Annotated in this window: 19 protein-coding genes; 9 read left to right on the top strand and 10 right to left on the bottom strand. The window is 67.4% G+C overall.

Going from position 1 to position 25,784, the window contains the following annotated elements:
- The first annotated feature begins 1 nt into the window (after position 1).
- Positions 2-748 (top strand): 4Fe-4S dicluster domain-containing protein, encoded by a 747-nt coding sequence (locus KEC55_RS21750; protein WP_282510643.1) that lies wholly within the window; start codon positions 2-4, stop codon positions 746-748.
- Between the two features lie 37 nt (positions 749-785).
- On the top strand, positions 786-1,733 hold the full coding sequence (locus KEC55_RS21745; RefSeq protein WP_282510641.1) for a dimethyl sulfoxide reductase anchor subunit family protein: 948 nt from the start codon (positions 786-788) through the stop codon (positions 1,731-1,733).
- Positions 1,734-1,759: 26 nt separating this feature from the next.
- On the opposite strand, the gene KEC55_RS21740 is transcribed toward KEC55_RS21745, so the two are convergent.
- On the bottom strand, positions 1,760-2,512 hold the full coding sequence (locus KEC55_RS21740) for an IclR family transcriptional regulator (protein ID WP_282510639.1): 753 nt from the start codon (positions 2,510-2,512) through the stop codon (positions 1,760-1,762).
- 146 nt (positions 2,513-2,658) lie between these two features.
- On the opposite strand from KEC55_RS21740, the gene KEC55_RS21735 reads away from it, so the two are divergent.
- Positions 2,659-3,645, top strand: coding sequence for an AAA family ATPase (locus KEC55_RS21735; RefSeq protein ID WP_282510635.1), 987 nt, complete (start codon positions 2,659-2,661; stop codon positions 3,643-3,645).
- Positions 3,642-5,363, top strand: coding sequence for a cobaltochelatase CobT-related protein (locus tag KEC55_RS21730; protein ID WP_282510633.1), 1,722 nt, complete (start codon positions 3,642-3,644; stop codon positions 5,361-5,363). The genes KEC55_RS21735 and KEC55_RS21730 overlap by 4 nt, the downstream gene beginning before the upstream one ends.
- A gap of 13 nt (positions 5,364-5,376) precedes the next feature.
- On the opposite strand, the gene KEC55_RS21725 is transcribed toward KEC55_RS21730, so the two are convergent.
- From KEC55_RS21725 to KEC55_RS21700, 6 genes are all read right to left on the bottom strand, one after another.
- Positions 5,377-6,144: a sulfite exporter TauE/SafE family protein gene (locus tag KEC55_RS21725; protein WP_282510632.1), complete on the bottom strand. Its 768-nt coding sequence runs from the start codon at positions 6,142-6,144 to the stop codon at positions 5,377-5,379.
- Positions 6,141-7,175, bottom strand: a complete 1,035-nt coding sequence (pta, locus tag KEC55_RS21720; RefSeq protein WP_282510630.1) for a phosphate acetyltransferase — start codon at positions 7,173-7,175, stop codon at positions 6,141-6,143. Before pta ends, KEC55_RS21725 begins: the two co-directional genes overlap by 4 nt.
- A 117-nt stretch (positions 7,176-7,292) precedes the next feature.
- Positions 7,293-9,110 (bottom strand): sulfoacetaldehyde acetyltransferase, encoded by a 1,818-nt coding sequence (gene xsc / locus KEC55_RS21715; protein WP_282510628.1) that lies wholly within the window; start codon positions 9,108-9,110, stop codon positions 7,293-7,295.
- 171 nt (positions 9,111-9,281) lie between these two features.
- On the bottom strand, positions 9,282-9,680 hold the full coding sequence (locus tag KEC55_RS21710; protein WP_282510626.1) for a nuclear transport factor 2 family protein: 399 nt from the start codon (positions 9,678-9,680) through the stop codon (positions 9,282-9,284).
- Between the two features lie 397 nt (positions 9,681-10,077).
- On the bottom strand, positions 10,078-12,972 hold the full coding sequence (locus KEC55_RS21705) for a GH92 family glycosyl hydrolase (protein WP_282510624.1): 2,895 nt from the start codon (positions 12,970-12,972) through the stop codon (positions 10,078-10,080).
- Positions 12,973-13,500: 528 nt separating this feature from the next.
- Complete coding sequence (locus KEC55_RS21700) at positions 13,501-15,024, bottom strand: PLP-dependent aminotransferase family protein (RefSeq protein WP_282510622.1); 1,524 nt, start codon at positions 15,022-15,024, stop codon at positions 13,501-13,503.
- A 270-nt stretch (positions 15,025-15,294) separates the two neighbouring features.
- On the opposite strand from KEC55_RS21700, the gene KEC55_RS21695 reads away from it, so the two are divergent.
- The gene (locus KEC55_RS21695) at positions 15,295-15,636 is read left to right on the top strand and encodes a GNAT family N-acetyltransferase (protein WP_282510620.1); all 342 of its coding nucleotides are present in this window, start codon (positions 15,295-15,297) and stop codon (positions 15,634-15,636) included.
- A 59-nt stretch (positions 15,637-15,695) separates the two neighbouring features.
- Entirely contained in the window at positions 15,696-17,150 is a 1,455-nt protein-coding gene (phnY, locus tag KEC55_RS21690) for a phosphonoacetaldehyde dehydrogenase (RefSeq protein ID WP_282510618.1), read from the top strand.
- A 45-nt stretch (positions 17,151-17,195) separates the two neighbouring features.
- Here phnY and KEC55_RS21685 read toward each other — a convergent pair whose 3' ends face one another.
- Complete coding sequence (locus KEC55_RS21685; RefSeq protein ID WP_282510616.1) at positions 17,196-19,436, bottom strand: TonB-dependent receptor; 2,241 nt, start codon at positions 19,434-19,436, stop codon at positions 17,196-17,198.
- 323 nt (positions 19,437-19,759) lie between these two features.
- Here KEC55_RS21685 and KEC55_RS21680 point away from each other — a divergent pair, with 323 nt between their 5' ends.
- Positions 19,760-20,824, top strand: coding sequence for an asparaginase (locus KEC55_RS21680; protein WP_282510614.1), 1,065 nt, complete (start codon positions 19,760-19,762; stop codon positions 20,822-20,824).
- A gap of 46 nt (positions 20,825-20,870) precedes the next feature.
- Here KEC55_RS21680 and KEC55_RS21675 read toward each other — a convergent pair whose 3' ends face one another.
- Positions 20,871-21,845, bottom strand: coding sequence for a LysR family transcriptional regulator (locus tag KEC55_RS21675; RefSeq protein WP_282510612.1), 975 nt, complete (start codon positions 21,843-21,845; stop codon positions 20,871-20,873).
- Positions 21,846-21,986: 141 nt separating this feature from the next.
- Here KEC55_RS21675 and aspA point away from each other — a divergent pair, with 141 nt between their 5' ends.
- Both aspA and KEC55_RS21665 read left to right on the top strand, forming a co-directional pair.
- Entirely contained in the window at positions 21,987-23,393 is a 1,407-nt protein-coding gene (gene aspA / locus KEC55_RS21670; protein WP_282510610.1) for an aspartate ammonia-lyase, read from the top strand.
- A 106-nt stretch (positions 23,394-23,499) separates the two neighbouring features.
- Positions 23,500-25,005 (top strand): amino acid permease, encoded by a 1,506-nt coding sequence (locus KEC55_RS21665; RefSeq protein WP_282510608.1) that lies wholly within the window; start codon positions 23,500-23,502, stop codon positions 25,003-25,005.
- A gap of 52 nt (positions 25,006-25,057) precedes the next feature.
- On the opposite strand, the gene KEC55_RS21660 is transcribed toward KEC55_RS21665, so the two are convergent.
- On the bottom strand, positions 25,058-25,741 hold the full coding sequence (locus tag KEC55_RS21660) for an alpha/beta hydrolase (protein ID WP_282510606.1): 684 nt from the start codon (positions 25,739-25,741) through the stop codon (positions 25,058-25,060).
- Positions 25,742-25,784: the final 43 nt, after the last annotated feature.

The following is a 25,784-nucleotide window of genomic DNA, read 5'->3' as shown; positions in this document are numbered from 1 at the left end:
CATGACCCAGATGGCCCTCGTCATCGACCTGAACGTGTGCGTCGGCTGCCATGCCTGCGTGACGAGTTGCAAGGAGTGGAACACGTCGGGCGAAGCCGGCAGCCTCGCCGACCTGCGCCCGTACGACGACGATCCGTCCGGCACGTTCTTCAACCGCGTGCAGACGTACGAAGCCGGCGTGTTCCCGATGACCGACACGATCCACTTCCCGAAGTCGTGCCTGCACTGCGAGGATCCGCCGTGCGTGCCCGTGTGTCCGACCGGCGCGAGCTACAAGCGCAAGTCGGACGGGATCGTGCTGGTCGACTACGACAAGTGCATCGGCTGCAAGTACTGCGCATGGGCGTGCCCGTACGGCGCACGCGAGCTCGACGAAGGCCGCAAGGAGATGACGAAGTGCACGCTGTGCGCGGACCGCATCGACAACGAGGCGCTGCCCGAGCGCGACCGCAAGCCGGCGTGCGTGCTCGCGTGTCCGACCTCGGCGCGGCTGTTCGGCGACGTGCACGATCCCGAGTCGGAGGTGTCGCGCGCGATCCGCGAACGCGGCGGCTATACGTTGATGCCGGAATGGGACACGCGGCCGTCGAATCATTACCTGCCGCGCGTGAAGACCGAAGCGTCGTGCGCGTGTGGCAGTAGCGGCGGATGCGGCAGCGCGTCGGACGGGCGCAATGAAGACGAGTCGTTCGAGGCCCGCGCGGCGCGCGGCGACATCGATCTCGTTTCGCTGGCGACGCCGCGCTGAGCGCCGCGCATTTCATTCAGAACCACACGGAGTCCCCATGCGCCCAGCCTTTTCGGTCGTTTTTCTCACCACGCTGTGCGGCGCCGCACAGGGCCTGCTGCTGACGCTCGTGATCGTCGAGGCGTTGGCGCGGCTGGCCGGCGTCGACGTGCCCGCCGCGTTCTACGTGACCGGCGCCGCGCTGTCGGTCGCGCTCGGCGTGCTCGGCCTGGTCGCGTCGTTCTTCCATCTCGGCCACCCCGAACGCGCATGGCGCGCGATCGCGATGTGGCGCACGTCGTGGCTGTCGCGTGAATGCATTGCGCTGCCGGTGTTTCTCGCGTGTGCGTTCGCGTATGGCGCGGCGCACCTGTTCGGCTGGCCCGGCACGCTGCTGATCGGTGCGGCCGGTGCGCTCGCGAGCGTCGCGCTGTTCGTGTGCACCGCGATGATCTACGCGTGCCTGCGCTTCCTGCAGGAGTGGGCGAGCCCGCTGACGCTCGTGAACTTCGTGCTGCTCGGCTGCGCGTCGGGCTGCACGCTGGCGACGGCCTGCGCCGCATGGCTCGCGCCGGCGCTGGTGGGCCAGCTCGCGGTGGCCGCCTGCGTGCTGACGCTCGCGGGCGGCGTGGCCCGGCTCGCGTCGCTCGCGCGCAATGCGCGACTGCGGCCGAAGTCGACCGTGCAGAGCGCGACGGGGATCCGCAATGAGAAGGTCGAACAGAAGTCGCGCGGCTTCACGGCCAGCGCGTTCAATACGAAGGAGTTCTTTCACGGCCAGGGCAACGGTACGCTGCGCGCGGTGAAGGCCGGCTTCCTGATCGGCGCGTTCGCGGTGCCGTTCGTGCTGACGGGAGCCGGTGCGCTCGCGCCCACGTCGGTCGCGGCAGCCATCGCGCTCGGCGCGGCATTCGTGATCCAGTACGCGGGGCTGGTTGCGGAGCGCTGGTTCTTCTTCGCGGATGCGCGGCATCCGCAGAACATCTACTACCAGCGCGCGTCATGACGCCGGATGAGGGTGGCCGCGCCGGACTAGAAGGTGTCCGCGAGCGCGCGGGCTGCTTCCTGCAGGCGCGGCACGTGGTCGAGCAGCCGCGACAGCGGTGCGCGCGACACGGGCGCATGGACGGCGACCGCGGCGATGCACGTGCCGTCGTCGCCGAGGATCGGTGCCGCGATGCACACGATGCCCGCGACGAATTCCTCGTTGTCGATCGCGACGCCCTTGTGCGCAGTGCGATCGAGTTCGGCTTCGAGCAGCTCGGGGTCGGAAATCGTGTTCGGCGTGTGGCGCGGCAGCGCCATCGCACGGACCAGCGCCGCGCGTTCGTCGCGCGGCAGCAGTGCGAGCAGCAGTTTGCCGCTGGCGCTGCAGTAAGCGGGCACGCGCGAGCCGGGCTTCAGGTCGAGCCGCAGCGGCCAGTCGGCCTCGACGCGGTCGAGATAGACGACGTCCGTATCGTGCAGCGCGGTCAGGTTGCAGGTTTCGCCGAGATCGGCGACGAGCCGTTCGAGGATCGCATGGCGTAGCCGGCGCGCGCCCGCATGCAGCATCACGCCGGTGCCGAGCTGTGCGAGGCGCGGGCCGATCGCGTATGCGTTCTTGTTGCCCGGCTCGCGGATCACGAGGCCGCCGGCTTCGAGCGACGCGAGCATCCGGTGCAGCGATGCCTTCGGGATATCGACGTTGCGCGCGAGATCGGCGAGCGACACGGCGTCGCCGGCCTGGACGAGATGTTCGAGCAGCGCGAAGGCGCGCAGCGTGGGCGTATCCGCGGGCAGCATGTCGGGCGTTCCGGAAACTGGACTGCGGTCATTGTACCGAACGGCCCGGCAGGCCGGCCGCGCGGGGCGACGGGCGCGGCGAACCGGCACGGATTTTCGGCAACGGAACGCATCGTTCCGCAAATATCAGACAGGAGCGCAGTGCAATGGATGGGGTGACGAACAAGCCGGACTGCATGGTGTCGGTCCGCGAACGGTTCGGTGTCGATTCGGACCTGATGGTGCCGGCGTTCAGCGCGCGCGACGATCACGTGCCCGATGTCGACGCCGCGTACCGCTTCAACCCGGACGTGACGCTCGCGATTCTCGCGGGCTTCGCGCGCAACCGCCGCGTGCTCGTGCAGGGGATGCACGGCACCGGCAAGTCCACGCATATCGAGCAGGTCGCCGCGCGGCTGAACTGGCCGTGCGTGCGCGTGAACCTCGACGGCCACATCAGCCGGCTCGACCTCGTCGGCAAGGATGCGATCGTCGTGCGCGACGACGTGCAGGTGACCGAATTCCAGGAAGGAATCGTGCCGTGGGCGCTGCAGCGGCCCGTCGCGCTGATCTTCGATGAATACGACGCGGGGCGGCCCGACGTGATGTTCGTGATCCAGCGGATCCTGGAGCGCGACGGCAAGTTCACGCTGCTCGACCAGAACCGCGTGATCCATCCACATCCGTCGTTCCGGCTGTTCGCGACCGCGAACACGGTCGGGCTCGGCAACCTAAACGGGCTTTATCACGGCACGCAGATGCTCAACCATGCGCAGATGGACCGCTGGAACGTGGTCGCGACGCTCGACTACCTGCCGCGCGACGAGGAGATCGGCATCGTGCGTGCGCGCGTGCCGGAACTCGCGGACGAAGCCGGCCGCCCGCTGCTCGAATCGATGGTGAGCCTCGCGGAGCTGACGCGCAACGGTTTCGCGACCGGCGATCTGTCCACGCTGATGTCGCCGCGCACCGTGATCAACTGGGCCGAGAACTGCCAGATTTTCCGCGATCCGGCGCTCGCATTCCGGCTCACGTTCCTGAACAAGTGCGACGACGCCGAGCGGCCGGTTGTCGCCGAGTATTACCAGCGCTGTTTCGGCGAGGAGCTGGCGGTTGCGTCGCGCGCCGGCGGCGAGCCGGGAGCCGCGCGGTGAGCGCCGATCGGGATGCGGCGCGCCGCGCGTCGGCGCGCGAGGCGCTCGGCGCGTCGACCGTGCGCGCGCTGACGCGCGACGCGGCGCTGCATTACCGCGCGGGCCGCGTGTGCCGCGACCTGCGTCCGCTGCCGATCCATGCGCCGCACGTGCGCGCGCAGGCCGCCGAGGACGATCTCGCGTCGTGGCGCGGCGCGGCCGACGGTGCGGCGCTGCGCATCCTGCATTCCGATGCCGGCCTGCATCGCGCGCTGTCGGGCGACGATCCGATCGAGCGCGTGCTGTTCGAAATGCTCGAGCAACTGCGCTGCGAATCGCTCGCACCGCCTGCGATGCGCGGCATCGTGCAGAACCTGCGCCATCGCTTCGAAACCTGGTCGCGCGCGTTTCATCGGTCGGGGCAGGCCGATACGCATGTCGGGATCCTCGTCTACACGGTCGCGCAGATCGCCTGGTCGCGGCTGACGGGCTGGCCCGTACTCGAGGAAACGGAAGACCTGATCGAAGCATCGCGCGCGGCGATCGTGCCCGAGATCGGCGTGCCGCTCGCGGGGCTCAAGCGGTGCCGGCACGATCAGCGCGCATTCGCGGAACACGCGCTGGCGCTCGCGCGACGCATTGCGTCGATGATCCGCGACGCGCGCGCGGCCGTCGTCGACACGGAGACGGAGGACGCACGCGAGCAGGACGATGCGCTGACGAATTTCTCGCTATGGGTCGATTTCGACGATACGGGCATCGACCTGCCGGCGCTCGTGGAAACGGGCGACAGCGTCGTGCTGCACGGCGGCGGCGCGGTCTATCGTGCGTACACGACGCGCTATGACCGCGAGTGGCGGCCGGCCACGCAGATCCGTCCGGCATTGCTGCGCGAGTACCGCGAGCGGCTCGATGCGCAGGTCGCCGCGCAGCGGATCAACGTCACGCGGCTCGCTCGCGTGCTGCGCGCGGCGCTTGTCGTGCCGCAGGCCGACGGCTGGTCGTTCGGCGAGGAGCAGGGCCGCCTCGATGGCCGCCGGCTCGCGCAGCTCGTCAGCTCGCCGGCCGAACGGCGGCTGTTCCGGCTCGAACGCGTGCGCCCGCATGCCGATTGCGCGCTCACGTTCCTGATCGACTGCTCGGGTTCGATGAAGGCATGGATCGACGACGTCGCGCTGATGGTCGACACACTGGCGCGCGCGGGCGACGCCGCGGGTCTCGCGACCGAAGTGCTCGGCTTCACGACGCTCGCGTGGAACGGCGGCCGCGCGCGGCAGGACTGGCTCGCACGCGGCAAGCCGCGCCACCCGGGCAGGCTCAACGAAACCGGCCACCTGGTGTTCAAGGACGCCGACACGCGCTGGCGGCATGCGCGCACCGGCATCGCCGCGCTGTTCAAGGCCGACCTGTTCCGCGAAGGCATCGACGGCGAAGCGGTCGAATGGGCATGCGCGCGGCTCGCGGCGCGGCCGGAGGCGAGAAGGATTCTCGTCGTGATCTCGGACGGCAGCCCGATGGACGGCGCGACGGCGCTCGCGAACGATCCGTTCTATCTCGACAACCATCTGAAACAGGTGGTCGCACGCCAGGAAGCGGCCGGCCGCGTCGAAGTCCTCGGGCTCGGCGTCGGGCTCGATCTCGGCCCGTACTACCGGCACCGGCTCGCGATCGACCTCGCGTCGGCGCCGGACATGAAACGGCTCGTCGAAATCGCGGGCTGGATCGGCGCGCGGCGGTGAAATCGAATGAAGATCAGCCGCGATGCAACAGCGCAGGCAGCGACGTCGCGATCAGCCCGACGCCGATCGCCATCAGCACGCCGAACGCGAGCCGCCGCAGCGCGACGGGCGACAGCGGCGGCGGGTAGTGGCGGCCGGCGACCGTCATCAGCATCACGACCGGCGTCGCGAATGCGGCCAGCAGCCAGATGTCGCGATCGAGCTGGCCTTCGCATGCGCTGTACAGCACGCGTGTGGCCGAGGTCGTCGTGAACAGCACGATCAGCGCGCAGCGGATCTGCACGAGCGTCAGGGGCTGCCGGTAGAACTGGAAGATCAGCGGCGGCCCCGACACGCCGAACATCCCGCTCAGCAAGCCGCCGAACAGGCCGCTGACGAAGAAGCTGCGATTGTCCGAGCGCTCGGCCAGCGGCGTCGGGCGCAGCGCCGCACTCAGGCCGCCGTACAGCACGACCGCGCCGAGGATCAGTTGCAACAGGTCGGCCGCCGAGCGGCTCAGGCATTCGAGCAGCAACACGCCGGCGACGACCGACGGCAGGATGCCGAGTGTCGCCGCGCCGACCGCGCGCCAGTCGATGTGATGCAGCCGGCCCGGCAGCGCGGTCGCACCGTTCGCGAGCGACACGACACTCATCAGCGTGGCGACGGTGGCGAGCGGCGCGAGCCCGAACCCGCTCGTCACGCCCATCACGATCATCCCGAGGCCGAAGCCCGTGACGGTCTGGAAATAGCTGCCAGCGCCGATCACCGCGATCAGGATCGCCAGTTTGTCGGCCGTCATGCGTGCGCGGCCTCGCCGGTCGCGGCGCGTTGCGCGGCCGCCTGCGCCTGCACGGTGGTTGCCGCGATCACGTGATACACGTCGTCCGCGCCGCAGCCGCGCGACAGGTCGTTCGCGGGCCGGCGCAACCCCTGCAGCAGCGGGCCGACGGCCTTCGCGCGGCCGATCCGCTCGGCGAGCTTGTAGCCGATGTTGCCGGCTTCGAGGCTCGGGAACACGAGCACGTTCGCGTGGCCGCCCACCTGCGAATGCGCGATCTTGCGCTCGGCGATCTCGGTGACGATCGCCGCGTCGAGCTGCACGTCGCCGTCGATCGCGAGGGCGGGGCGCAGTGCGCGCACGCGCGCGGTCGCGGCCGTCACCTTGTCGACGGCCGCATGATGCGCGCTGCCGCTCGTCGAGAACGACAGCATCGCGACGCGCGGCGCCTCGCCGAGCAACGCAAGCGCGCTGTCGGCGGCGGCCATCGCGATCTCGGCGAGCTGGTTGGCGTCCGGATCGACGACGAGCGCGCAGTCGGAGAAGATCAGCCCGCCCTTGATCGTGTGGAACGGCTCGCACAGCATCATCAGGAAGAAGCTCGACACGATCCGGAAGGCCGGATCGACGCCGATCAGCTGGATTGCGGCGCGCACGACGTCGGCGGTCGCATGCACGGCGCCCGCGACCGAACCGTCCGCGTCGCCGAGCCGCACCATCAGGTTCGCCCAGGTCAACGGGTCGCGCACTGCGTCGCGTGCCGCGTCGGCGGTCATGCCTTTTTTGGCGCGCAGCGCATGCAGCGCGTCGGCATACGCATCGCGTTGCGGCGCGGTAGCCGGATCGACGAGCGTCATGCCGTCGAGGTCGATCGCGTCGCGCGCGGCCGCCGCGTGGATGGCCGCACGGTCGCCGACGAGCACGATGCGGGCGATGCCGTCGCGCGTCGCGCGTGCGGCGGCTTGCAGCACGCGCGGATCGTCGGCTTCGCACAGCGCGATGCGCATCGGCTGGCGGCGCGCGGATTCGAGAATGCGGTCGAGGGCTTTCATCGGGAATTCGAAGTAAAAAAGGCCGGATGCGGCGGCCCGCACGGGGCACGGCGTCCGGCCGGGTGCCGGCCGTGCGGGAAGGGCACGGCCGGAAGCGCTTGCGTCAGCGACGCGGCATCATACGTAGTCCTTGTACTTGTCGAGCATGCGCACCGGCTTCGACAGCGCATCGCGGCGGAACGGATCGCCGAGCTCGCGCGTGCACATGATCTCGATGATCGTCGTCTTGCCTTCGTTCATCTGCATGTCGATCGCGCGCTTGAGTGCGGGGCCGACATCCTCGAGACGGTCGACCGTGATGCCTTCGGCGCCCATCGCCCGCGCGATCTCCGCGAAGCTCTGGTTGTCGAGTTCACCGGCGACGAAGCGGCGGTTGTAGAAGTCGACCTGGTTCTTCTTCTCCGCACCCCATTGACGGTTGTGGAACACGACGGCCGTGACCGGGATGTTGTGGCGCACGCAGGTCATCGTCTCCATCAGGCTCATGCCCCACGCGCCGTCGCCCGCATACGACACGGCCGGGCGGTGCGGGGCGGCAACCTTCGCGCCGATGATCGTCGGGAACGCGTAGCCGCAGTTGCCCCAGCTCATCGCCGCGAAGAAGCTGCGCGGCTTGTTGAAGCGCAAGTAGCTGTTCGCGACCGAGTTGATGTTGCCGATGTCGGTCGACACCATCACGTCCTCGGGCATCGCCTTCTCGAGTTCGCGCAGCACCTGGCGCGGATGCAGGTAGCGGCCGCCGTTGAAGGTCTTTTCGTTCTTCTGCTCGTCGATCATGTCGAGGCTGTACGCGTCGCGCTCGTGCGTCCAGTCGTCGAGTTCCTTTTCCCACGCGGCCTTTTCGGTCGCGATCTGGTCGGCGCGCTCGCCGCGCGAGCCGTCGCTCGCGAGCGTGCGGCCTTCAAGGCGCTGCGTGAGTGCGACGGCCGCGGCCTTCGCGTCGCCGCAGATGCCGACCGAGATCTTCTTCACGAGGCCGAGCATCTTGTGGTCGGCGTCGATCTGGATGATCTTCGCGTCCTTCGGCCAGTAGTCCATCCCGTGCTGCGGCAGCGTGCCGAACGGCCCGAGGCGCGAGCCGAGCGCGATCACGACGTCCGCGCGAGACAGCAGCTTCATCGCGGCCTTCGAGCCCTGGTAGCCGAGCGGGCCGCACCACAGCGGGTGGTTCGCCGGGAACGAATCGTTGTGCAGGTAGCTGTTGACGACCGGCGCGCCGAGCCGCTCGGCGAGCGCCTTGCATTCCTCGATCGCGTCGGCCATCACGACGCCGCCGCCCGAGATGATCACCGGGAACTTCGCCTGCGCGATCAGTTCGGCCGCATCGTCGAGGCTCTGCTCGCCGCCGGCGCCGCGATCGAGCCGGCGCGGTTGCGGGATCTCGACCTTGACCTTGCCGTAGAAGTAGTCGCGCGGAATGTTCAGTTGCGTCGGGCCCATCTCGGCCTGTGCGCGGTCGAAGCAGCGCGCGGTGAATTCGGCCATCCGCGCCGGGTGCGTGACGTGGCCCTGGTACTTCGTGAATTCCTGGAACATCGGCAACTGGTTCGCTTCCTGGAAGCCGCCGAGGCCGATGCCCATCGTGCCGGCTTCGGGTGTGACGATCACGACCGGGCTGTGCGCCCAGTAAGCGGCCGCGATGGCCGTCACGCAGTTGCTGATGCCGGGGCCGTTCTGGCCGATTACGACGCCGTGACGGCCCGACACGCGGGCATAGCCGTCGGCCATGTGGCCCGCGCCCTGTTCGTGCACGACCGGGATCAGGCGGATGCCGGCCGGCGCGAAGATATCCATCGCATCCATGAACGCGGAGCCCATGATGCCGAACATGTCGGTCACGCCGTTGGCCGCGAGGGTTTCGACGAAGGCTTCGGACGGCGTCATGTCCTGCGGGCCGCTGGTCGATGCACGCAGGGAAGTGGATTGTTCGCTCATGGGTTGTCTCCGATTGTTCAATTAATGGAACGTCTTGTTCCAGATGCTATTTGCCGGGAAAAGCCGGTCAAGTCATTCCAGCTGCTGCCGGGGAATGTGGAATGAAATGAAATGATTCGTTTCAAAACGCGCGCGAGGCTGGGTAGCCCGGCTTGCGCGCGAGGGGCGCGTTCAGGCCGGCTGCTTCGGCCGTTCCTTGCGGAATGCGCGCTTGACGGCGATCAGCCCGTCACGGAACTCGAACAGGTCGCAGCCTTCGGCCTCGATGCGCCAGCCTTCGGCGTGTGTGCCCGTGAACACCCACTCGGATACGCCGCGCTCGCTGGCGACGTAGTGACGGCCATTGCCCCAATGTGCGTCGGGGAAGGTCTTGAACACGGCCTCGAACGCGGCGCGCACGGCGTCGCGGCCGACGAAGCGCGTACCGTGGATGTCGGGGCCGCCGGCCGCGTCGAACACGCAGTCTTCGGTCATGAAGCCCATCAGTGCATTGGCGTCGTGCCGGTTGAAGGCGTCGGAAAACGCCGCGAGCGTGGCGGCCGTGGCGGGGGCGGTGAGCGTGTCGGACATAACGTGTCTCCTGTCGAATGGTGGGCGGTGTGCAAGGCGCTGGCGCGCATGCGGCACGCGGTATCGACACGTTAGTGAGCGCTCGTTTTTGGCGGTAGCGCCAGTTCGGGGGTTTCGGTTGGGCCAGCGGCGGACGCAGGGCGCGTTCGCCTGTTCATGGCGTTGCCGACGTGGTGGGACGCGCGGCTTGATCCGAATGCGTGCCGTCTCGCATGACGCGACGTTGAATCAGGTCGATGAGCGTGGCGTGCGCGGACAGTGGCGGAAGGGGGGGAGATTGGCGTCGGGAGTGAACTGGCTTCGACCGAGCAGGTTTTCACGTCGCGCGACGCAGGCAAGCAGGAGGAGCCGGGGGCACATCGTCGCGTGCGATGTGCCCCCGTGGGTCATGCGGGCATCACGAAGCCGTCATGCCGATGCCGAACACGTGCATCTTGCCGGCGCTGACCTGCCGCGGCAGCACGATGCTCGTCACTGCCTTGCCGGGCGGCACGGGAATCTTCTGCGCGAAGATGTAGGTCTTGACGTTGTCCTGCTGACCGTTGCCGGCATTGCGGTAGGCCATCGTGACGGCCACCGTCGAGCTTGGGCTCGCACTGCCGCCGTTCAGCGTCCAGTCGTCGAAGGCCAGCGTGACGGCCTGACTCGACCCGTCCGCGAAGTTCAGCTGCGCGGTGCCGCTGCTCGGGCCGTTGTTGGCCGAACCGAGCACCACGACGCCGGTGCCGGACGATCCCGGCGGCAGCATCACGGTCTGGCCGACGGTCACGGTGTTGTCGAGCGAGAGCGGCCCGCCCGCCACCGTCACGCTGGCGCCGGCCACCGCGAACGGCTTGCCCGGCTGCACGCCCGCCGCGCCCAGCGCATTGATCGAGTAGCTGAACAGGCTGCCGTCGAAGTCCGCGCCCTGGCCGTCGGTATTGGTCGCGCCATCCACGCTGAAGCCGCGGTTGTTGTAGCTGTCGGCCGAGTTGACCGCCACCGGCACGCCGAACGACGGCGGCTGCGTCTGCACGCCCCATTGCGACGGTGCGCTGCCCATCGCGAAGTGCAGCGTCGCGCCGTTGGCGATGTCGTCATAGGCGACCCATGCGGCAGGGTGCGCGCGGCCGTTGATCGACAGCGACTGCACATAGCTCGAGGCCGGCGCGCCTGCGGCGCGGATCCGCCAGGTGTGGCCGTTGCCGAGCCGCACGTCGATCTGCGGGAACTGCGGGCTGCCGATCGCCAGGCCCGCCACGCCGGGGATCTGCGGGTACAGGCCCAGCGCGCCCCACACGTACCAGCCCGACACGGCGCCGAGGTCGTCGTTGCCCGGCAGGCCGTCGGGGCCGGTGCCGAACGCGCTGCCCATGATCTGCTGCACCACGCGCTGCGTGCCCGACGGTTGCGCGGCCCAGTTGTAGAGCCACGGCACCTCGAAGGTCGGCTCGTTGCCCATGTAGAAGTTCGGCAGGCTCAGGCCGGCATTGAGCACCGTGAAGAACTGGTCGAGCCGCGACGTCACGGCCGTATTGCCGCCCAGTTGCGCGAACAGGCCAGCCGCGTTGTACGGCACCATCCACGTGTACTGTTCGGCGTTGCCCTCCACATAGTTGTCGCCGCTGCTCGGCGTTTCGGGTATCCACGCGCCGTTCGATTGCCGCGCCGCGATCAGCGGCGGCGTCAGCGCGGTATTGAGCAGGTTCTGCCAGTAGGCCGAGCGGCTCAGCAGCATGCGCTGCGTGGCGGTATCGCCGAGTGCGCCGGCAAAGCGCGAGATCGCGAAGTCGCTGCTCGTGTATTCGAGCGTCGACGAAGCCTGTCCCCACTCTCCGCCGGTGATGTAGCCGCCCTGCAGGTAGCTCGCGCGGCCACCGTTGGTGGTCACGTTGTTGCAGGCGGTGCCGGGGATGTTCGCCATCTTCACCATGTGCTGCAGCGCGGACCGGGTATCGAAGCGCCGTGCGCCGAATGCATGGGCGCTCGCGACGATCAGCGAGCCGGCATCGCCCGGCATCACGCCGTCCTCGACGTTGTCGTTGACCCAGTGCGGAATCGCGCCGCACTGATCGGCGTCGTTGACGAGCGACTGGATCATGTCGCTGGTCTCGGACGGGTTGAGGATCGCCTTGAGCTGGATCAGCGAACGGTAGATGTCCCAGCCCGAGAACGACGAATACTGCGCCTTCTGGCCTTTGGCGAGCTGGTGCACGGTGTTGTCGAAGCCGATGTACTGGCCGTTCACGTCGCTGAAGGTACTGGGCGCCCACAGCGCGTGATAGAGCGCCGTGTAGAACTTCTTCTTCGCGTCGAGCGTGCCGCCCGCCACGCGGATCGCATTGAGGCGGTCGTTCCAGCTGTGGTCCGCCTGCGTGCGTACGCCCTCGAAGTCCCAGCCGCGATTTTCCGCGTCGAGGTTGGCCTTTGCATTGGCGACGCTGACGTACGAAATGCCGATCTTCATCCCGACCGCCTGGCCGGGGCGGAAGCCGAGTTGCGCCACGCCGTGCGAAATCGACGCCGACGTGAAGGCCTGGTCGAACGCGGCATAGAAGTAGACGGGTACCGGCACCGAGTTGCCGCAGAAGCCGCCACCGATCGTGCTGCCTGAGATCGCGCTGCCGGAAACCTGCGTGATCGCGCCGGTGGTCGAGGTCTTGGTATTGGTGCGCGTCGCGTCGAGCACCAGCAGCGCGGGTTTGCCGGCCGGGTAGGTGAACCGGCCGAAGCCGGTGCGCAGGGTGGCGGTCAGTTCCACCTTGATCTGCGAATCGAGCAGGACAGAATAGTAGCCGGGTCGAGCCGTTTCGTTCGCATGACTGAAGGTCGGAACGAGTTGCGTTGCGTCGGTGGTCGGCATGACGGGGAATTCGCCGTTGTTGCCGCTGCAGCCGGCGCCTGGCATGTGCGTGACGCTGAAACCCTGGATCGAATGAATGTCGTAGTAGTAACCGGCGGGCGAGTTCGGCTCCTTGCTGTCGTTCGGCGCCGGCGTGGTGTTGGTGTCGGGCGCCCATTGCACCATGCCCGACGGCAGCCCGGCGGCCGGCACGACGCTGCCGGCCTGTCCCGCCGGCACCGGGTTCGGCGAATTGCTCGCGAGTGTGCCGATCAGCGGGTCGACATACTGCGTCAGCGACAGGCCGCGGTTGTCGTCGAGATTCGTCGTGTCGGCCGCCTCGGCCGAGGATTCCGCCGGATGCGCGGCCAGTATCGACGCCGCTGTTCCGTCGCTGCCGTCACCGCCACCGCACCCGCTCAACGCGCACGCCGCGGCGAGCAACGCCGCAAGCGTCGTGAATCGATTCATGATCGCCCCCTCCAGTTGGAGATGCATTTTTTTGCCTTGACGATCCCGACGATCGAATCGCGGAATCGCTGTGGTTTGTTGCCGTCTTGTTGCGTCGTAACACTAGGATTCGTATGAATTCGCTGTCAATCCGAATAACGGATTTGTAATGTTTTTATTAGATTTACTAAACGAATGGAAACGATGGCGGGCAGTGGCGTGGTATCGGCGGGTGAAACGGATTCGGAGTGCGAGTGGCGAAAGCCGTGCCTTGCGACAAAGCGGGCAACAACGTGCCGATCGAGTCGATGCGTGTTGCGTGCGTGAAGGCGACCGGTACTCGAACGGAGGCCCGCAGGCGTGCCCTTCAGGGGCAACGCGATCGATCGTTACGACGGGCATCCGCAAGCGTCGCACGGGAGCGACGCTTGCGGCACCGATGTCATCCTTCCGGCTCAACGAAAGCCGAGATCGTTGCCGGATGCGTGATTGTGGTCGATGAAAGCGTGACGTCGCGCGATCCGCTGCGCGACACCTGTTCGCATCCGGTCAGGCGCCCGGCTTTTGCGAGCGCATGCATTCCGCCAGCGCCCGCACGCCGGGCTCGATCCGCTCGAGCGGAATCGCGGAGAAACCCATCCGGAAGCAGCGGCGCGCATTGCTGTCGTCGTTCGTGAAGAACACGCCGCCCGGTTCGATCAGAATCCCGGCCTCCTGCGCATCTGCCGCGAGCCGCGCCGCATCGAGCCACGCCGGTCCCTCGACCCAGCACGACGCGCCACCCGTCACGGGCACGTAGCGCGCTTCCGGCAAATGCGCATCGAGCGCCGCCATCAGCGCCTGCGAGCGCTCGCTGTATGCATGGGCAAGCCGGCGCAGCAGCGCGTCGTGATGGCCGAGCGCGAGAAAGGTCGCGAATGCGCGCTGAATGTACGCGACCGGATGGCGCACCATCAGTCGCCGCAGCGCGCGCAACTCGCGGATCAGCTCGCGCGGCCCGACCACGTAGCCGAGCCGCAGGCCCGGCGCGAACGTCTTCGACAGGCTGCCGACGTAGATCACGCGGTCTGCCGTGTCGAGGCTCTTCAGCGCCGGATGCGGCGTGCCGGAGAACGTGTTCTCGCTCTCGTAGTCGTCCTCGATGATCACAAAGTCGTGCTGCTGCGCGCAATCGAGCAGCGCGCGGCGGCGCTCGACCGGCATCGTCGCGGTGGTCGGGCACTGATGGCTCGGCGTCACGTACACGTAGTCGCAGCGTGACAGCGTGTCGCCGAGCGCATCGGGCGCGATCCCGTGGCCGTCGACGGGCAGCGGCAGCAGCCGCGCGTTGCGGTTCTCGAAGATGTTGCGCGCGTCGGGATAGCCGGGGTTCTCGAAGCCGACCGTCGTGTGCTTGCCGCACAGCAGGTCCGCGATCAGGTACAGCGCCTGCTGGCAGCCGTTCGTGACGACGATCTCGTCGGGCATCGCGAACACGCCGCGTCGCGGCAGCACGCGCGTGCGAATCTGCTGGATCAGCGATTCGTCGTCGCGCTCGATCAGGTCGGGCGCCCAGTTGCGGATCTCCATCACCGACAGCGCCTTCAGGCAGCATTCGCGCCAGTCGTTGGTCGGGAACAGCGACTGGTCGAACTGCCCGTAGATGAACGGGAATTCGTAGTGCTGCCAGTTCGCGGGCTTCACGATGTTGCGCTGCCTCGACGGCGGATGCGCGATGCGCTTCTCCCACGCGGGGCGGCCCGGCGTGTCGTTGCCGTCCGGCTTCTCGCCCGGCTTGGCGGTTGCGAAGCCCGGCACGCCTTCGAGCATCTTCGGGTTCACGAAGTGCCCGCTGCGTTCGCGCGAGATCAGGTAGCCCTCTTCGACGAGCATCTGGTACGCGAGCACGACGGTGTTGCGCGCGACGCCGAGCTGATCGGCGAGCTCGCGGCTCGACGGCAGGGCGGCATCGGGCGCGAGCTGGCCGTCGAGGATCGCGGCGACCAGCATGCGCCGGATCTGGTCCTGCAGGCTCGACGCCGACGACCGCCGGAACTGCTGGGCCCATAAGGCGGTCGGGGTACGACTCGGCATGCTTCCTCCTGTGATCGGTACGGGAAACGCGAGGCGGTGCGCGCAGTGGGGGCGCAGGCCCGCGAGAGGCGCGGTGTCGCGAGAATACGCGCGTCGCGCCGCGGATGTGGACTCAATGAAAGGTGTCGACTGGCACTACTGCGTGCCGACGTGGCAAGACGATACTCAACTCGTCGCCCCTGGACGATCCGGATAACTCCCCGGTACGCGGGCGCAGGGAGGCGTGCGCGCATCGCGTGCGCCTGCATCGTGATGCGAAGGAGGGGTGCCATGCACGTCGTCGTGTTCAGGGATCGCTGCGCGCGCGTGATCCGCATCGTGTTCGACGACGCTCGCGCGACGGCGGTCGCGTATCGCGACGACGAGGCGATCGGCGAACTCGGCATCGACGACGACGGCGGAGGTGCCGCACGATCGCCGTCGCTCACGCGGCTGTTCGTCGAACCCGCCTACCGGCGCTGCGGTATCGCGCACACGCTGCTGGCGTGTGCATCGCGCGAATTCGGGCGGCCGATCCGCATCGACACCGGCGCGCGAGCGTGGCCCGACTCGCCGGCATGGGCAACGCTGTGCCGCTGCCTTGAATACGAAGGGCTGGTCGTGATGCGCTAGTGCGCGCCGCGACACCCGATTGCGTGGCCACGATCACTCAACACCAAGACGGAGACGACATGAGTACGGTCCTGAAGCCGGTTCCCGCGTCCGGCGTGCGGCACGAAGCGTTGCGCATCGACGGGCAGCGCGTGTGGCGCGACGCCGTCATCGACGTGCGCAACCCGTACGACGGCTCGCTGGTCGGCACCGTACCGAAAGCGACGCTCGACGATGTGCGCCGCGCGTTCGCGGTCGCGCGTGCCTACCGGCCGACGCTCACGCGTCACGATCGCGCGGCGATCCTGCGCCGTGCGGCCGACATCGTGCGCTCGCGCACGGCGGAGATCGCGGCGCTGATCACGGCCGAGGCCGGGTTGTGCATCAAGGATTCGACGTACGAGGCGGGCCGCGTGGCCGACGTGCTGACGTTCGGCGCCGGTGAAGTGCTGAAGGACGACGGGCAGATCTTCTCGTGCGATCTGACGCCGCACGGCAAGAAGCGCCGCGTGTACACGCAGCGCGATCCGCTGCTCGGCGTGATTTCGGCGATCACGCCGTTCAACCATCCGATGAACCAGGTCGCGCACAAGATCGTGCCGTCGGTCGCGACCAACAACCGGATCGTCGTGAAGCCTTCCGAGAAGGTGCCGCTGTCGTGCTACCTGTTCGCGGACATCCTGTACGAAGCCGGCCTGCCGCCGCAGATGCTGCAGGTGATTACCGGAAACCCGAGGGAAATCGCCGACGAGCTGATCACGAACCCGGCGATCGACCTCATCACGTTCACGGGCGGAGTGTCGATCGGCAAGTCGATCGCGTCGCGGATGGGCTACCGGCGCGCGGTGCTCGAACTCGGCGGTAACGATCCGATCATCGTGATGGAAGATGCCGATCTCGACGAAGCGAGCACGCTCGCGGTGTCGGGCTCGTACAAGAACTCGGGGCAGCGCTGCACGGCGATCAAGCGGATGCTCGTGCACGCGTCGGTGGCCGATCGCTTCACCGAGCTGGTCGTCGAAAAAACGCGCGCATGGTCGTACGGCAATCCGTCCGATCCGTCGGTCGACATGGGCACCGTGATCGACGAAGCGGCCGCGAAGTTCTGCGAGCAGCAGGTGAACGATGCAATTTCGCGCGGCGCGCGGCTGCTGGTCGGCAACGTGCGCGACGGCGCGCTGTATTCGCCGACGGTGATCGATCGCGTGACGCCCGATATGCCGCTCGTGAAGTACGAGACGTTCGGCCCCGTGTCGCCGATCATGCGCTTTCGCGACATCGACGAAGCGATCCGGATGTCGAACAGCACCGACTATGCGCTGTCGTCGTCGGTGTGCACAAACCGCTTCGACCACATCACGCGCTTCATCACCGAGCTGGAAGTCGGCAGCGTGAACGTGCGCGAAGTGCCGGGCTATCGGCTCGAAGTCACGCCGTTCGGCGGCGTGAAGGATTCGGGGCTCGGCTACAAGGAAGGCGTGCAGGAAGCGATGAAGAGCTTCACGAACGTGAAGACGTATTCGCTGCCGTGGTGAACGCGGCGGGGCAGGGCGTGCCACGCCCTCCCGCCGCCAACCGCGTTACTGATAGAAGTTGAGCGTGACCATCGCCGAGCGGCCCGGCGCCCACGTCGCGTAGATCGGGTACGCGCTCGCGTAATACTTCTTGTCGAACAGGTTCTGCACGTTGAGCTGAACGTCCATCGTCTTGTTCACGCGCCACGTCGCGGCCGCGTCGAAGCGTGCATAACCGGGCGTCCATTTCTTCGTCGTCGCGGATACCGACGCGTAGGTCTGGCTCATCACCGTCGCACCGGCGCCGAGCGTGAGCTTCGGCATCACGTCGTAGCTCGTCCACAGCGTGAAGTTGTGCTTCGGCACCATCACCATCGGCAGGCCCGACGCGCCCGGGCTGCCGGGGCCCGCGTCGGTCGTGATCGCATTCAGGTACGAATAGCCGCCGAACACGTGCCACTTCGGCGTCATGTTGCCCGCGAAGCCGAATTCGAAGCCGCGCACGCGCTGCTTGCCCGCGTTGACCGTGTGACCGAGGCCGTCGCTGACGCGCGCGTTGGTCTTTTCGGTCTGGAACAGCGCCGACGTCAGCGACAGCTGGTCCTGCAGCACGTCCCACTTCGCGCCGATCTCGATGTTGCGCGAGCGCTCGGGCGCGAGATCCTGGTTGGTCGCGGTGATCTGGTCGGTGCCGCCGCCGAGGCCGCCGTTCGACCCCGGCGGGTTCGACGACGTGCCGTACGACGCGTACAGGCTCACGTTGGTCACCGGCTTGAACACGAGGCCGAACTGGTAGCTGAACAGGTTCGACGTGTTCGACAGGTCGGCGACGCCGGCCTGCTTGCCGGTCGTGTCGTAGCGGTCGAAACGCAGGCCCGTGTTGAACTGCCAGCGCTCGGACAGCTTGACCGTGTCGAAGATGTACGCGGAAACCGTGTCGGTGCGCGTGTTCGTCGTCGCGCCGGGGAAGCCCTTGTCGCCGTTCAGCACGATGCTGCCGGTCCACGGCATGTTCGGGTTCCAGCCGCCCGCGAGCGGCGTGCAGTTGCCGGCCACCGAGCACGGGCCGCCCGAGCGGATGTTGTTGCCGGCCGAATCCGACACGAGATAGCCCTCGTAGCGCGCCTGTTCATGGCTGAACTCGACGCCGGCCGTCATCGTGTGCTTCATGCCGAACAGGCTCGCGCTGCCGGTGACTTCGGTCTGGTTCGAGAAGCCGTTGAGCGCGTACTTGCCGCTCTTCGCCTGCAGGCTCAGCATGTTCGGGTTCGACGCGAGGATCTGCGGATTCGTTGCCACGTAATCGAGCGTCGAGCGGCCGAACATCGTCGTGTTCTTCAACTTCCAGTCGTCGTTGATCTTGTGCTCGACGCGGATTTCGCCGGTGTCCGTCTGCCCATAGCGGTAGTCGCGCGTGTTCAGCCCGAAGAACTGCCCGCGATCGGTCGGCACCGGCGTGCCGCCCGACGCGCGGAACGGCACGCTGAAATCCGGCATGTCGTACGAGTTCATGTGGTAGTAGCTGACCGTGACCGTGGTCGGCGTGTTCAGCCCGAATACGATCGACGGCGCGACGCCCCAGCGCTTGTTGTACACGTCGTTGCGGCCGGCCTGGTTCGCGTCGTGACCCATCACGTTCAGGCGTACGGCCGTCGTGTCGTTGATCTTGCGGTTCGCGTCGACCGTCGCGCGCTTGTAGCCGTCGGTGCCGAAACCGATGCTGCTGTTGATGAAGTTGTCGTTCTTCGGCGTCTTCGTGACGATGTCGATGCTGCCGCCCACCGAGCCGCGGCCCGCGTAGACCGAATCGGGGCCCTTGATCACGCTGATCTGCTCGACCGCGAACGTCTCGCGGTTCTGCAGCCCCGAGTCGCGCATCCCGTCGACGAAGATCGAGTTGCGCGATTCGAAGCCGCGGATCACCGGACGGTCGGCCGACGGGTTCGCGGCCGCATCGCCGCCGAGGAACGTGATGCCCGGCACCGAGCGCAGCGCGTCCGCGAACGACGTGACGTTCTTTTCCTTGATCAACTGCTCGGGGATCACCGTGACCGAGCGCGGCGTATCGAGCAGCGGCGCGGTGAACTTGTACGACGGCGAGCGTTTCACCTGCATGTCCGACAGCGCGGACGACTGGACCGCGATCGTCGGCAGCGTTGCCGGTACGTCGGCGGCCGGCGCGGGCTGGTCGGCGGCAGGGGCGGAAGCGGGAGCGGTTGCGGCGGAAGCGAGCAGCGGCGTCAGGAACACGGAGCAGGTCAGCGCCGACACGAGGGCGCGAGGCCTCGTCTTGAACTGGGCAGGCATATCGGGAAGCAGCGGAAGGTTCGGTGATCGGGCGCGTTTTCTCGATGCGGACAGCACAGCCCGAAACATCGGAAAACGTCAATGTAAATGCGTATGATTCGCGTTTGCGATCGCAATTGTACGGATTAGTACCAAATATGTAAACGATTGAATGGTTTTTGTACTAATCCAGTCAGGCTTTAGTGGGGGCGCGATTGCCTTTGCATCGGGTGCAACACCGCTTTCCATCGCCTGGCCGGCGCGCGGCGGCGGCGACTCGCTACACTGCGGTACCGGTTGGACGGGCCCCGGCAGCCAGGCCCCGAGCAAGGAGACAACACACGATGGACACCCAACGCGCAGCGGTCGTCACTTACCGTGGTAACGCGATCGAGAACACGCACGTCGCTCATGTGGCGGTGGTCGATGCACGCGGCAGGTTGCTGGCCCGGTTCGGCGATCCGTTCCGGATGACGCTGGCGCGGTCGGCCGCCAAGCCGGCGCAGGCGCTGTCGGTGATCGAGACGGGCGCGCCCGAGCGTTTCGGCTTCGACGATGCGGACATTGCGCTGATGTGCGCGTCGCACAGCAGCGAGGACCGTCACATCGAGCGCACGCGGGCGATGCTCGCGAAGGTCGCCGCGCACGAATCGGACCTGCGATGCGGCGGCCATCCGCCGCTGTCGGATGCGGTGTACCGGTCGTGGATCAAGCGCGACTACATGCCGACCGGCGTGTGCAGCAACTGTTCGGGCAAGCATGTCGGGATGCTGGCCGGCGCGCAGGCGATCGGCGCGGCAATCGCCGACTACCATCTGCCCGACCATCCGATGCAGGTGCGTGTGAAGCATGTGGTGGCCGACGCGTGCGGGTTGCGCGACGACGAGGTCGACTGGGGCATCGACGGCTGCAACCTGCCGACGCCGGCGTTCTCGCTGGATCGCCTCGCGCGTCTTTATGCGTCGCTGGCCGACGGTGCCGACGCGGTGGAAGCGGGCGGCAGCGCGATTACCGATCGCGTCCGCGCGCTCGCGCGCATTCATCATGCGATGACGGCCCATCCGGAACTCGTCGCGGGCGATGGGCGCTATTGCACGGTGCTGATGAACGCGTTCGACGGGCAAGTGGTTGGCAAGCTCGGCGCCGATGCGTGCTACGGGATCGGCGTGCGCGCATCGGAACGCACGCGTCAGCTCGGCGCGGATGGCGCGCTCGGCATCTCGGTGAAGATCGAGGACGGCAATCTCGACGTGCTCTACATGGTCGTCAGCGAAATCCTCGAGCGGCTGCAGATTGGCACGGCCGCGCAGCGCGCGCAACTGGCCGGCTTCCACCGGCCACGGATGCTCAACACGCAGGGCATCGAGTTCGGACACGCCACGTTCCCGTTCGAATTGCAGGCGGCCTGACCGCGGTCGCCCGCCGACGCGCGCGGCTTGCGATCCGGGCCGCGCGCTACGCGCGTTCGCCGCGAATTTTCGCGAGTTCCAGTTCCGACAACTCGCCGATCTGCGCGAGATGTTCCGCGAGGAATTCCTTCAGCACGCGCAGCTTCGCCGAGCTGCGCCGGTTCGCCAGATACGCGATGTAGATGTATTCGCCCGTCAGCCGGTTCTGCAGCCGGTAGCGCGGCAACACGGCTTCGAGCTGGCCGCTCGCGAGCAGGTCGCGCACCAGCCAGATCTCGAACTCCGCGATGCCGAGGCCCGCACAGGTCGCTTCGAGCAGCAGCTCCGAATGATCGGTGACGAGATTGCCGGCAGGCAGCACGCTGTGCTGCGCGTCGCCGTTCACGAGATCCCAGCGCGGATCGCCTTCCGGATGCACGTAGCGCAGGCAGTTGTGGTGCTTCAGGTCGTCCGGTGACGCCGGGCGCCCGCAGCGGTCGAGATAACCGGGCGTCGCGCAAAGGATGCTGTCGTTGCGCGACAGCCGGTGCACGACCAGGTTGTCCAGGTAATTCTCGCCTTCGTGAATGTCGAGATCGAAGCCGCCGGCCACGAGATCGTTGTGGTTGTCGGTGAGCCGCACGTCGAGCTGGATCGTCGGATAGCGCGCGAGAAACGGCGCGACCAGCGGCGCGAGATGACGGCGGCCGAACGCGACCGGCGCGGTGAGCTTCAGCGGGCCGCTCGGCCGCGCATTCAACTCGGCGACGACGCGCAGCGTGTCGTCGAGATCGGCGATCAGCGTGACCGCGCGCTCCAGGTAGATGTGGCCGGCTTCGGTGAGCGTCACGCTGTGCGTCGAGCGGTGCAGCAGCGCGACGCCGAGGGCCTCCTCGATTGCCGTGACCTTGCGTGCGACGGTCGACGTCGACACGTGCATCTCCTTCGCGACCGCCGAAAAACTCCCTGTTTCGACCACTCTCACGAACGCACGCATCGCGCCCATGTGATCGATGCCGGTTTCTCTCGCGCCTTTTTTCATTCGATTCTCGCTGTTGCGTCCCACGCAAAACCGCTTTCGATAATACAGAAGCGAGCTTGTTTTTGCAAAGGCATAGAATGCGAACCCGTCGCGTCGGGAAGCGGCGGACGACGAGCGGTACGAGACACTCAGGAGGGCACGATGACAGAAAGCGGCTTCCGCGTCGAAGCGGATCTTTTAGGTAAACGAAGCATTCCGGCGGACGCCTATTACGGCGTCCATACGCTGCGCGCGAAAGAGAATTTCGACATCACGGGCCGCACCGTTGCGTCGCTGCCGTACCTCGTGATGGCGCTCGCGGCCGTGAAGGAAGCGGCGGCCGACGCCAACTGCGAGCTCGGGCTGCTGCCGCGGCCGTACCGCGATGCGATCGCCGCCGCATGCGTCGAGATCCGCGAAGGGCGCCTGCACGACCAGTTCGTCGTCGACGTCATCCAGGGCGGCGCCGGCACGTCGACCAACATGAACGCGAACGAGGTGATCTGCAACCGCGCGCTCGAAATCATGGGGCACGCGCGAGGGCAGTACGAATACCTGCACCCGAACGAGCACGTCAATCTCGCGCAGAGCACCAACGACGTCTATCCGACCGCGATCCGTGTCGCGACGTGCTTCGCGGTCGAACACCTGCTCGAAGCGATGGCGCGGTTGCGCGATGCATTCGCCGAGCGTGCCGATGCATTTGCCGGTTTGCTCAAGCTCGGTCGCACGCAGTTGCAGGATGCCGTGCCGATGACGCTTGGCCAGGAATTCTCGACCTACGCGGTGATGCTGACGGAAGACATCGCGCGGTTGCAGGAAGCCGGCTGGCTGATTCGCGAGATCAATCTCGGCGCGACCGCGATCGGCACGGGGATCACCGCGCATCCCGAGTACGCGGAGAAGGCGCTGGCCGCGCTGCGGCGCATCACCGGGCTCGACCTGAGCACCGCGCCGAACCTGATCGAGGCGACGCAGGATTGCGGCGCGTTCGTGCAGGTGTCGGGCGTGCTCAAGCGCATCGCCGTCAAGCTGTCGAAGATCTGCAACGACCTGCGGCTGCTGTCGAGCGGCCCGCGCGCCGGTTTCGGCGAGATCAACCTGCCGCCCGTGCAGGCCGGCTCGTCGATCATGCCCGGCAAGGTGAATCCGGTGATCCCGGAAGTCGTCAACCAGGTCGCGTTCGAGGTGTTCGGCAACGACCTGACCGTGACCTTCGCGGCCGAGGCCGGGCAGCTTCAGCTCAATGCGTTCGAGCCGGTGATCGCCAGCGCGCTGTTCCGCAGCTTCAGCCATCTGACGGCCGCCTGCACGACACTCGCGGAGCGCTGCGTGAGCGGGATCACCGCGAACCCCGAGCGGCTGCGCGAAACGATGGAGCGCTCGGTGGCGCTCGCCACCGCGCTGAACCCGTACATCGGCTACAAGCGCGCGACCGCCGTTGCCGCCGAAGCGCACGCAACCGGCAAATCGATCCGCGAAGTCGTGCTGGAACGCGAGTGGATGACCGCCGCGCAGCTCGACGAGGCGCTGCAACCCGAGGCGCTGATCCGGCCGCGCGTGCTTTGACGCCGGCTGCGGGGCGCCGGCGCGCGCCGTGAGCGCCCTGCGTGCCGTCATTCCATACGCGCCTCCGCGCGGGGCGCGACACATCAAGAAACAACGGAGACTCAAGATGAAACACGACAGCGAGCGCCCGGCCGGTCCGGCTGGCGGCGCGGATTCCCGCCATGCCGATCCCGATGCGATGTTTGCATCGCACGAAGCCGGCTATGCGAAGCAGTTGAAGCCGCGGCACGTGCAGATGATCGCGATGGGCGGTGCGATCGGCACGGGCCTCTTTCTCGGTGCGGGCGGGCGCCTGCAGAGCGCGGGGCCGGCGCTCGCGCTCGTGTATCTCGTCTGCGGCGTGTTCGCGTTCCTGATCATGCGCGCGCTCGGCGAACTCGTGATGCACCGGCCGACCAGCGGCAGCTTCGTGTCGTACGCACGCGAGTTCATGGGCGAGCGCGCGTCGTTCGTCGCGGGCTGGATGTACTACCTGAACTGGGCGACGACCGGCATCGTCGACATCACCGCGGTCGCGATCTACATGAAGTACTGGGCCGTGTTCACCGACGTGCCGCAATGGGTGTTCGCGCTTGGCGCGCTCGGGATCGTGTCGGTGATGAACATGATCGGCGTGAAGGTATTCGGCGAGATGGAGTTCTGGTTCTCGCTCGTCAAGGTCGGCACGCTCGCGGTGTTCCTCGCGGTCGGCGCGGTGTTTCTCGCGAGCGGCCATCCGGTCGCCGGCCAGATGCCGGGGCTTCATCTGGTCGCGGAGCATGGCGGGATCTTTCCGCACGGCATTCTGCCGGCCGTGCTGATCGTGCAGGGCGTCGTGTTCGCGTACGCGAGCATCGAGCTCGTCGGCGTCGCGGCGGGCGAGACGGCCGATGCGCGCAAGGTGCTGCCGAAGGCGATCAACAGCGTGATGTGGCGCATTGCGCTGTTCTATGTCGGCTCGGTCGTGTTGTTGACGATGCTGCTGCCGTGGACGGCGTACAGCTCGCACGAAAGCCCGTTCGTCACGTTCTTCAGCAAGCTTGGCGTGCCGTACGTCGGTACCGTGATGAACGTCGTGGTACTGACGGCCGCGCTGTCGAGCCTGAATTCCGGCCTCTATTCGACCGGGCGCGTGCTGCGTTCGCTCGCGATGGGCGGATCGGCGCCGCGCTTCGTGTCGCGGATGAATGCGCGCGGTGTGCCGTACGGCGGGATCCTGATCACGGTCGCGATCAATGCGATCGGCGTGCCGCTGAATTACATCGTCCCGGCGCAGGCGTTCGAGATCGTGCTGAACATGGCGTCGCTCGGGATCATCACGACGTGGGGCTTCATCGTCATGTGCCAGATCCTGTTCCGCCGTGCGGTCGATCGCGGCGAGCTGAAGGCCGTGTCGTTCCGGATGCCGGGCGCGCCGTTCACGTCGTGGCTCACGCTCGCGTTCCTCGTCGGCGTGCTGGTGCTGATGGCGTTCGACTACCCGGGCGGCACGTGGACCATCGCGACGATTCCGGTTGTGGTGCTCGCGCTGGTGGTCGGCTGGAAGCTGGCGAAGCGGGGTGCCGAGCGTGAGCAGGCGGTTGCCGCACCTGCATCCGCGCATGCCGTTGCCGATCCTGCGCGGAACGCGTGACGGCATGCGCCAGGGGCGCCGGCCCGTTCCCGGGCCGGCTTCCCCGGTGTGGTCAGTTCAACCCCGTGCGCTCGCCGACCCAGCGGCCGAAATCGCCGGCCATCTCCGCAGTCAGTTCGTGCCCGGCCGCATACAGCCGCGTATCGTGCGCGACGCCGAGCGCCGTGAGTTTCGCATCGGCCGCGTCGGCCCATGCGACGGGCAGCTTGTCGTCGAACTTGCCGTGCACGATCAACGCATGGAGCGGGCGAAGCGCATCGCGCGGCGCGATCAGTGGATCGATTTCCGGCAGGATGCGCCCGCACAGCACGGCGAATGCGCTGACGTCGTCCGGCGACGTGAGGCCGACGCCCGCGCTCATGATGCCGCCCTGGCTGAAGCCGGCGATCACGGTCGGCAACGCGGAATCCGCGCCGTCCTGCGCACGGAATGCGCGCAGCAGTGTGATCAGCTGGATGCGGCTTGCGTCCGCGCGGGCCGCGTCGATTTCGGGGCCGTTCGGGCCGAAGCGCACCGGAAACCACGCGTGCTGGCCGGGCCCGAACGTGAGCGGGCCGCGCAGGAACGCGATCTCGATGCGCGGATCGATCACGTTGGCGACGTTCAGCAGGTTGGTTTCGTTGCCGCCGACGCCGTGCAGCAGCAACAGGCGGGCAACGGGGCGGCCGGTGGCCGGGCGCAGGCGGTACTGGAGGCCCGACTCGGGATCGGTGGTCAGCGGCAGGACGTCGGTCATTGCGTGAATCCGGAAAGAGAAGCGATGCGACAGTCTAGAGCGC

This window comes from Burkholderia cepacia (assembly GCF_029962485.1).
In the GTDB taxonomy this organism is placed as follows: domain Bacteria; phylum Pseudomonadota; class Gammaproteobacteria; order Burkholderiales; family Burkholderiaceae; genus Burkholderia.
Note: the sequence above shows the minus strand (reverse complement) of the source record. Positions and strands in the feature narration are given on the sequence as shown.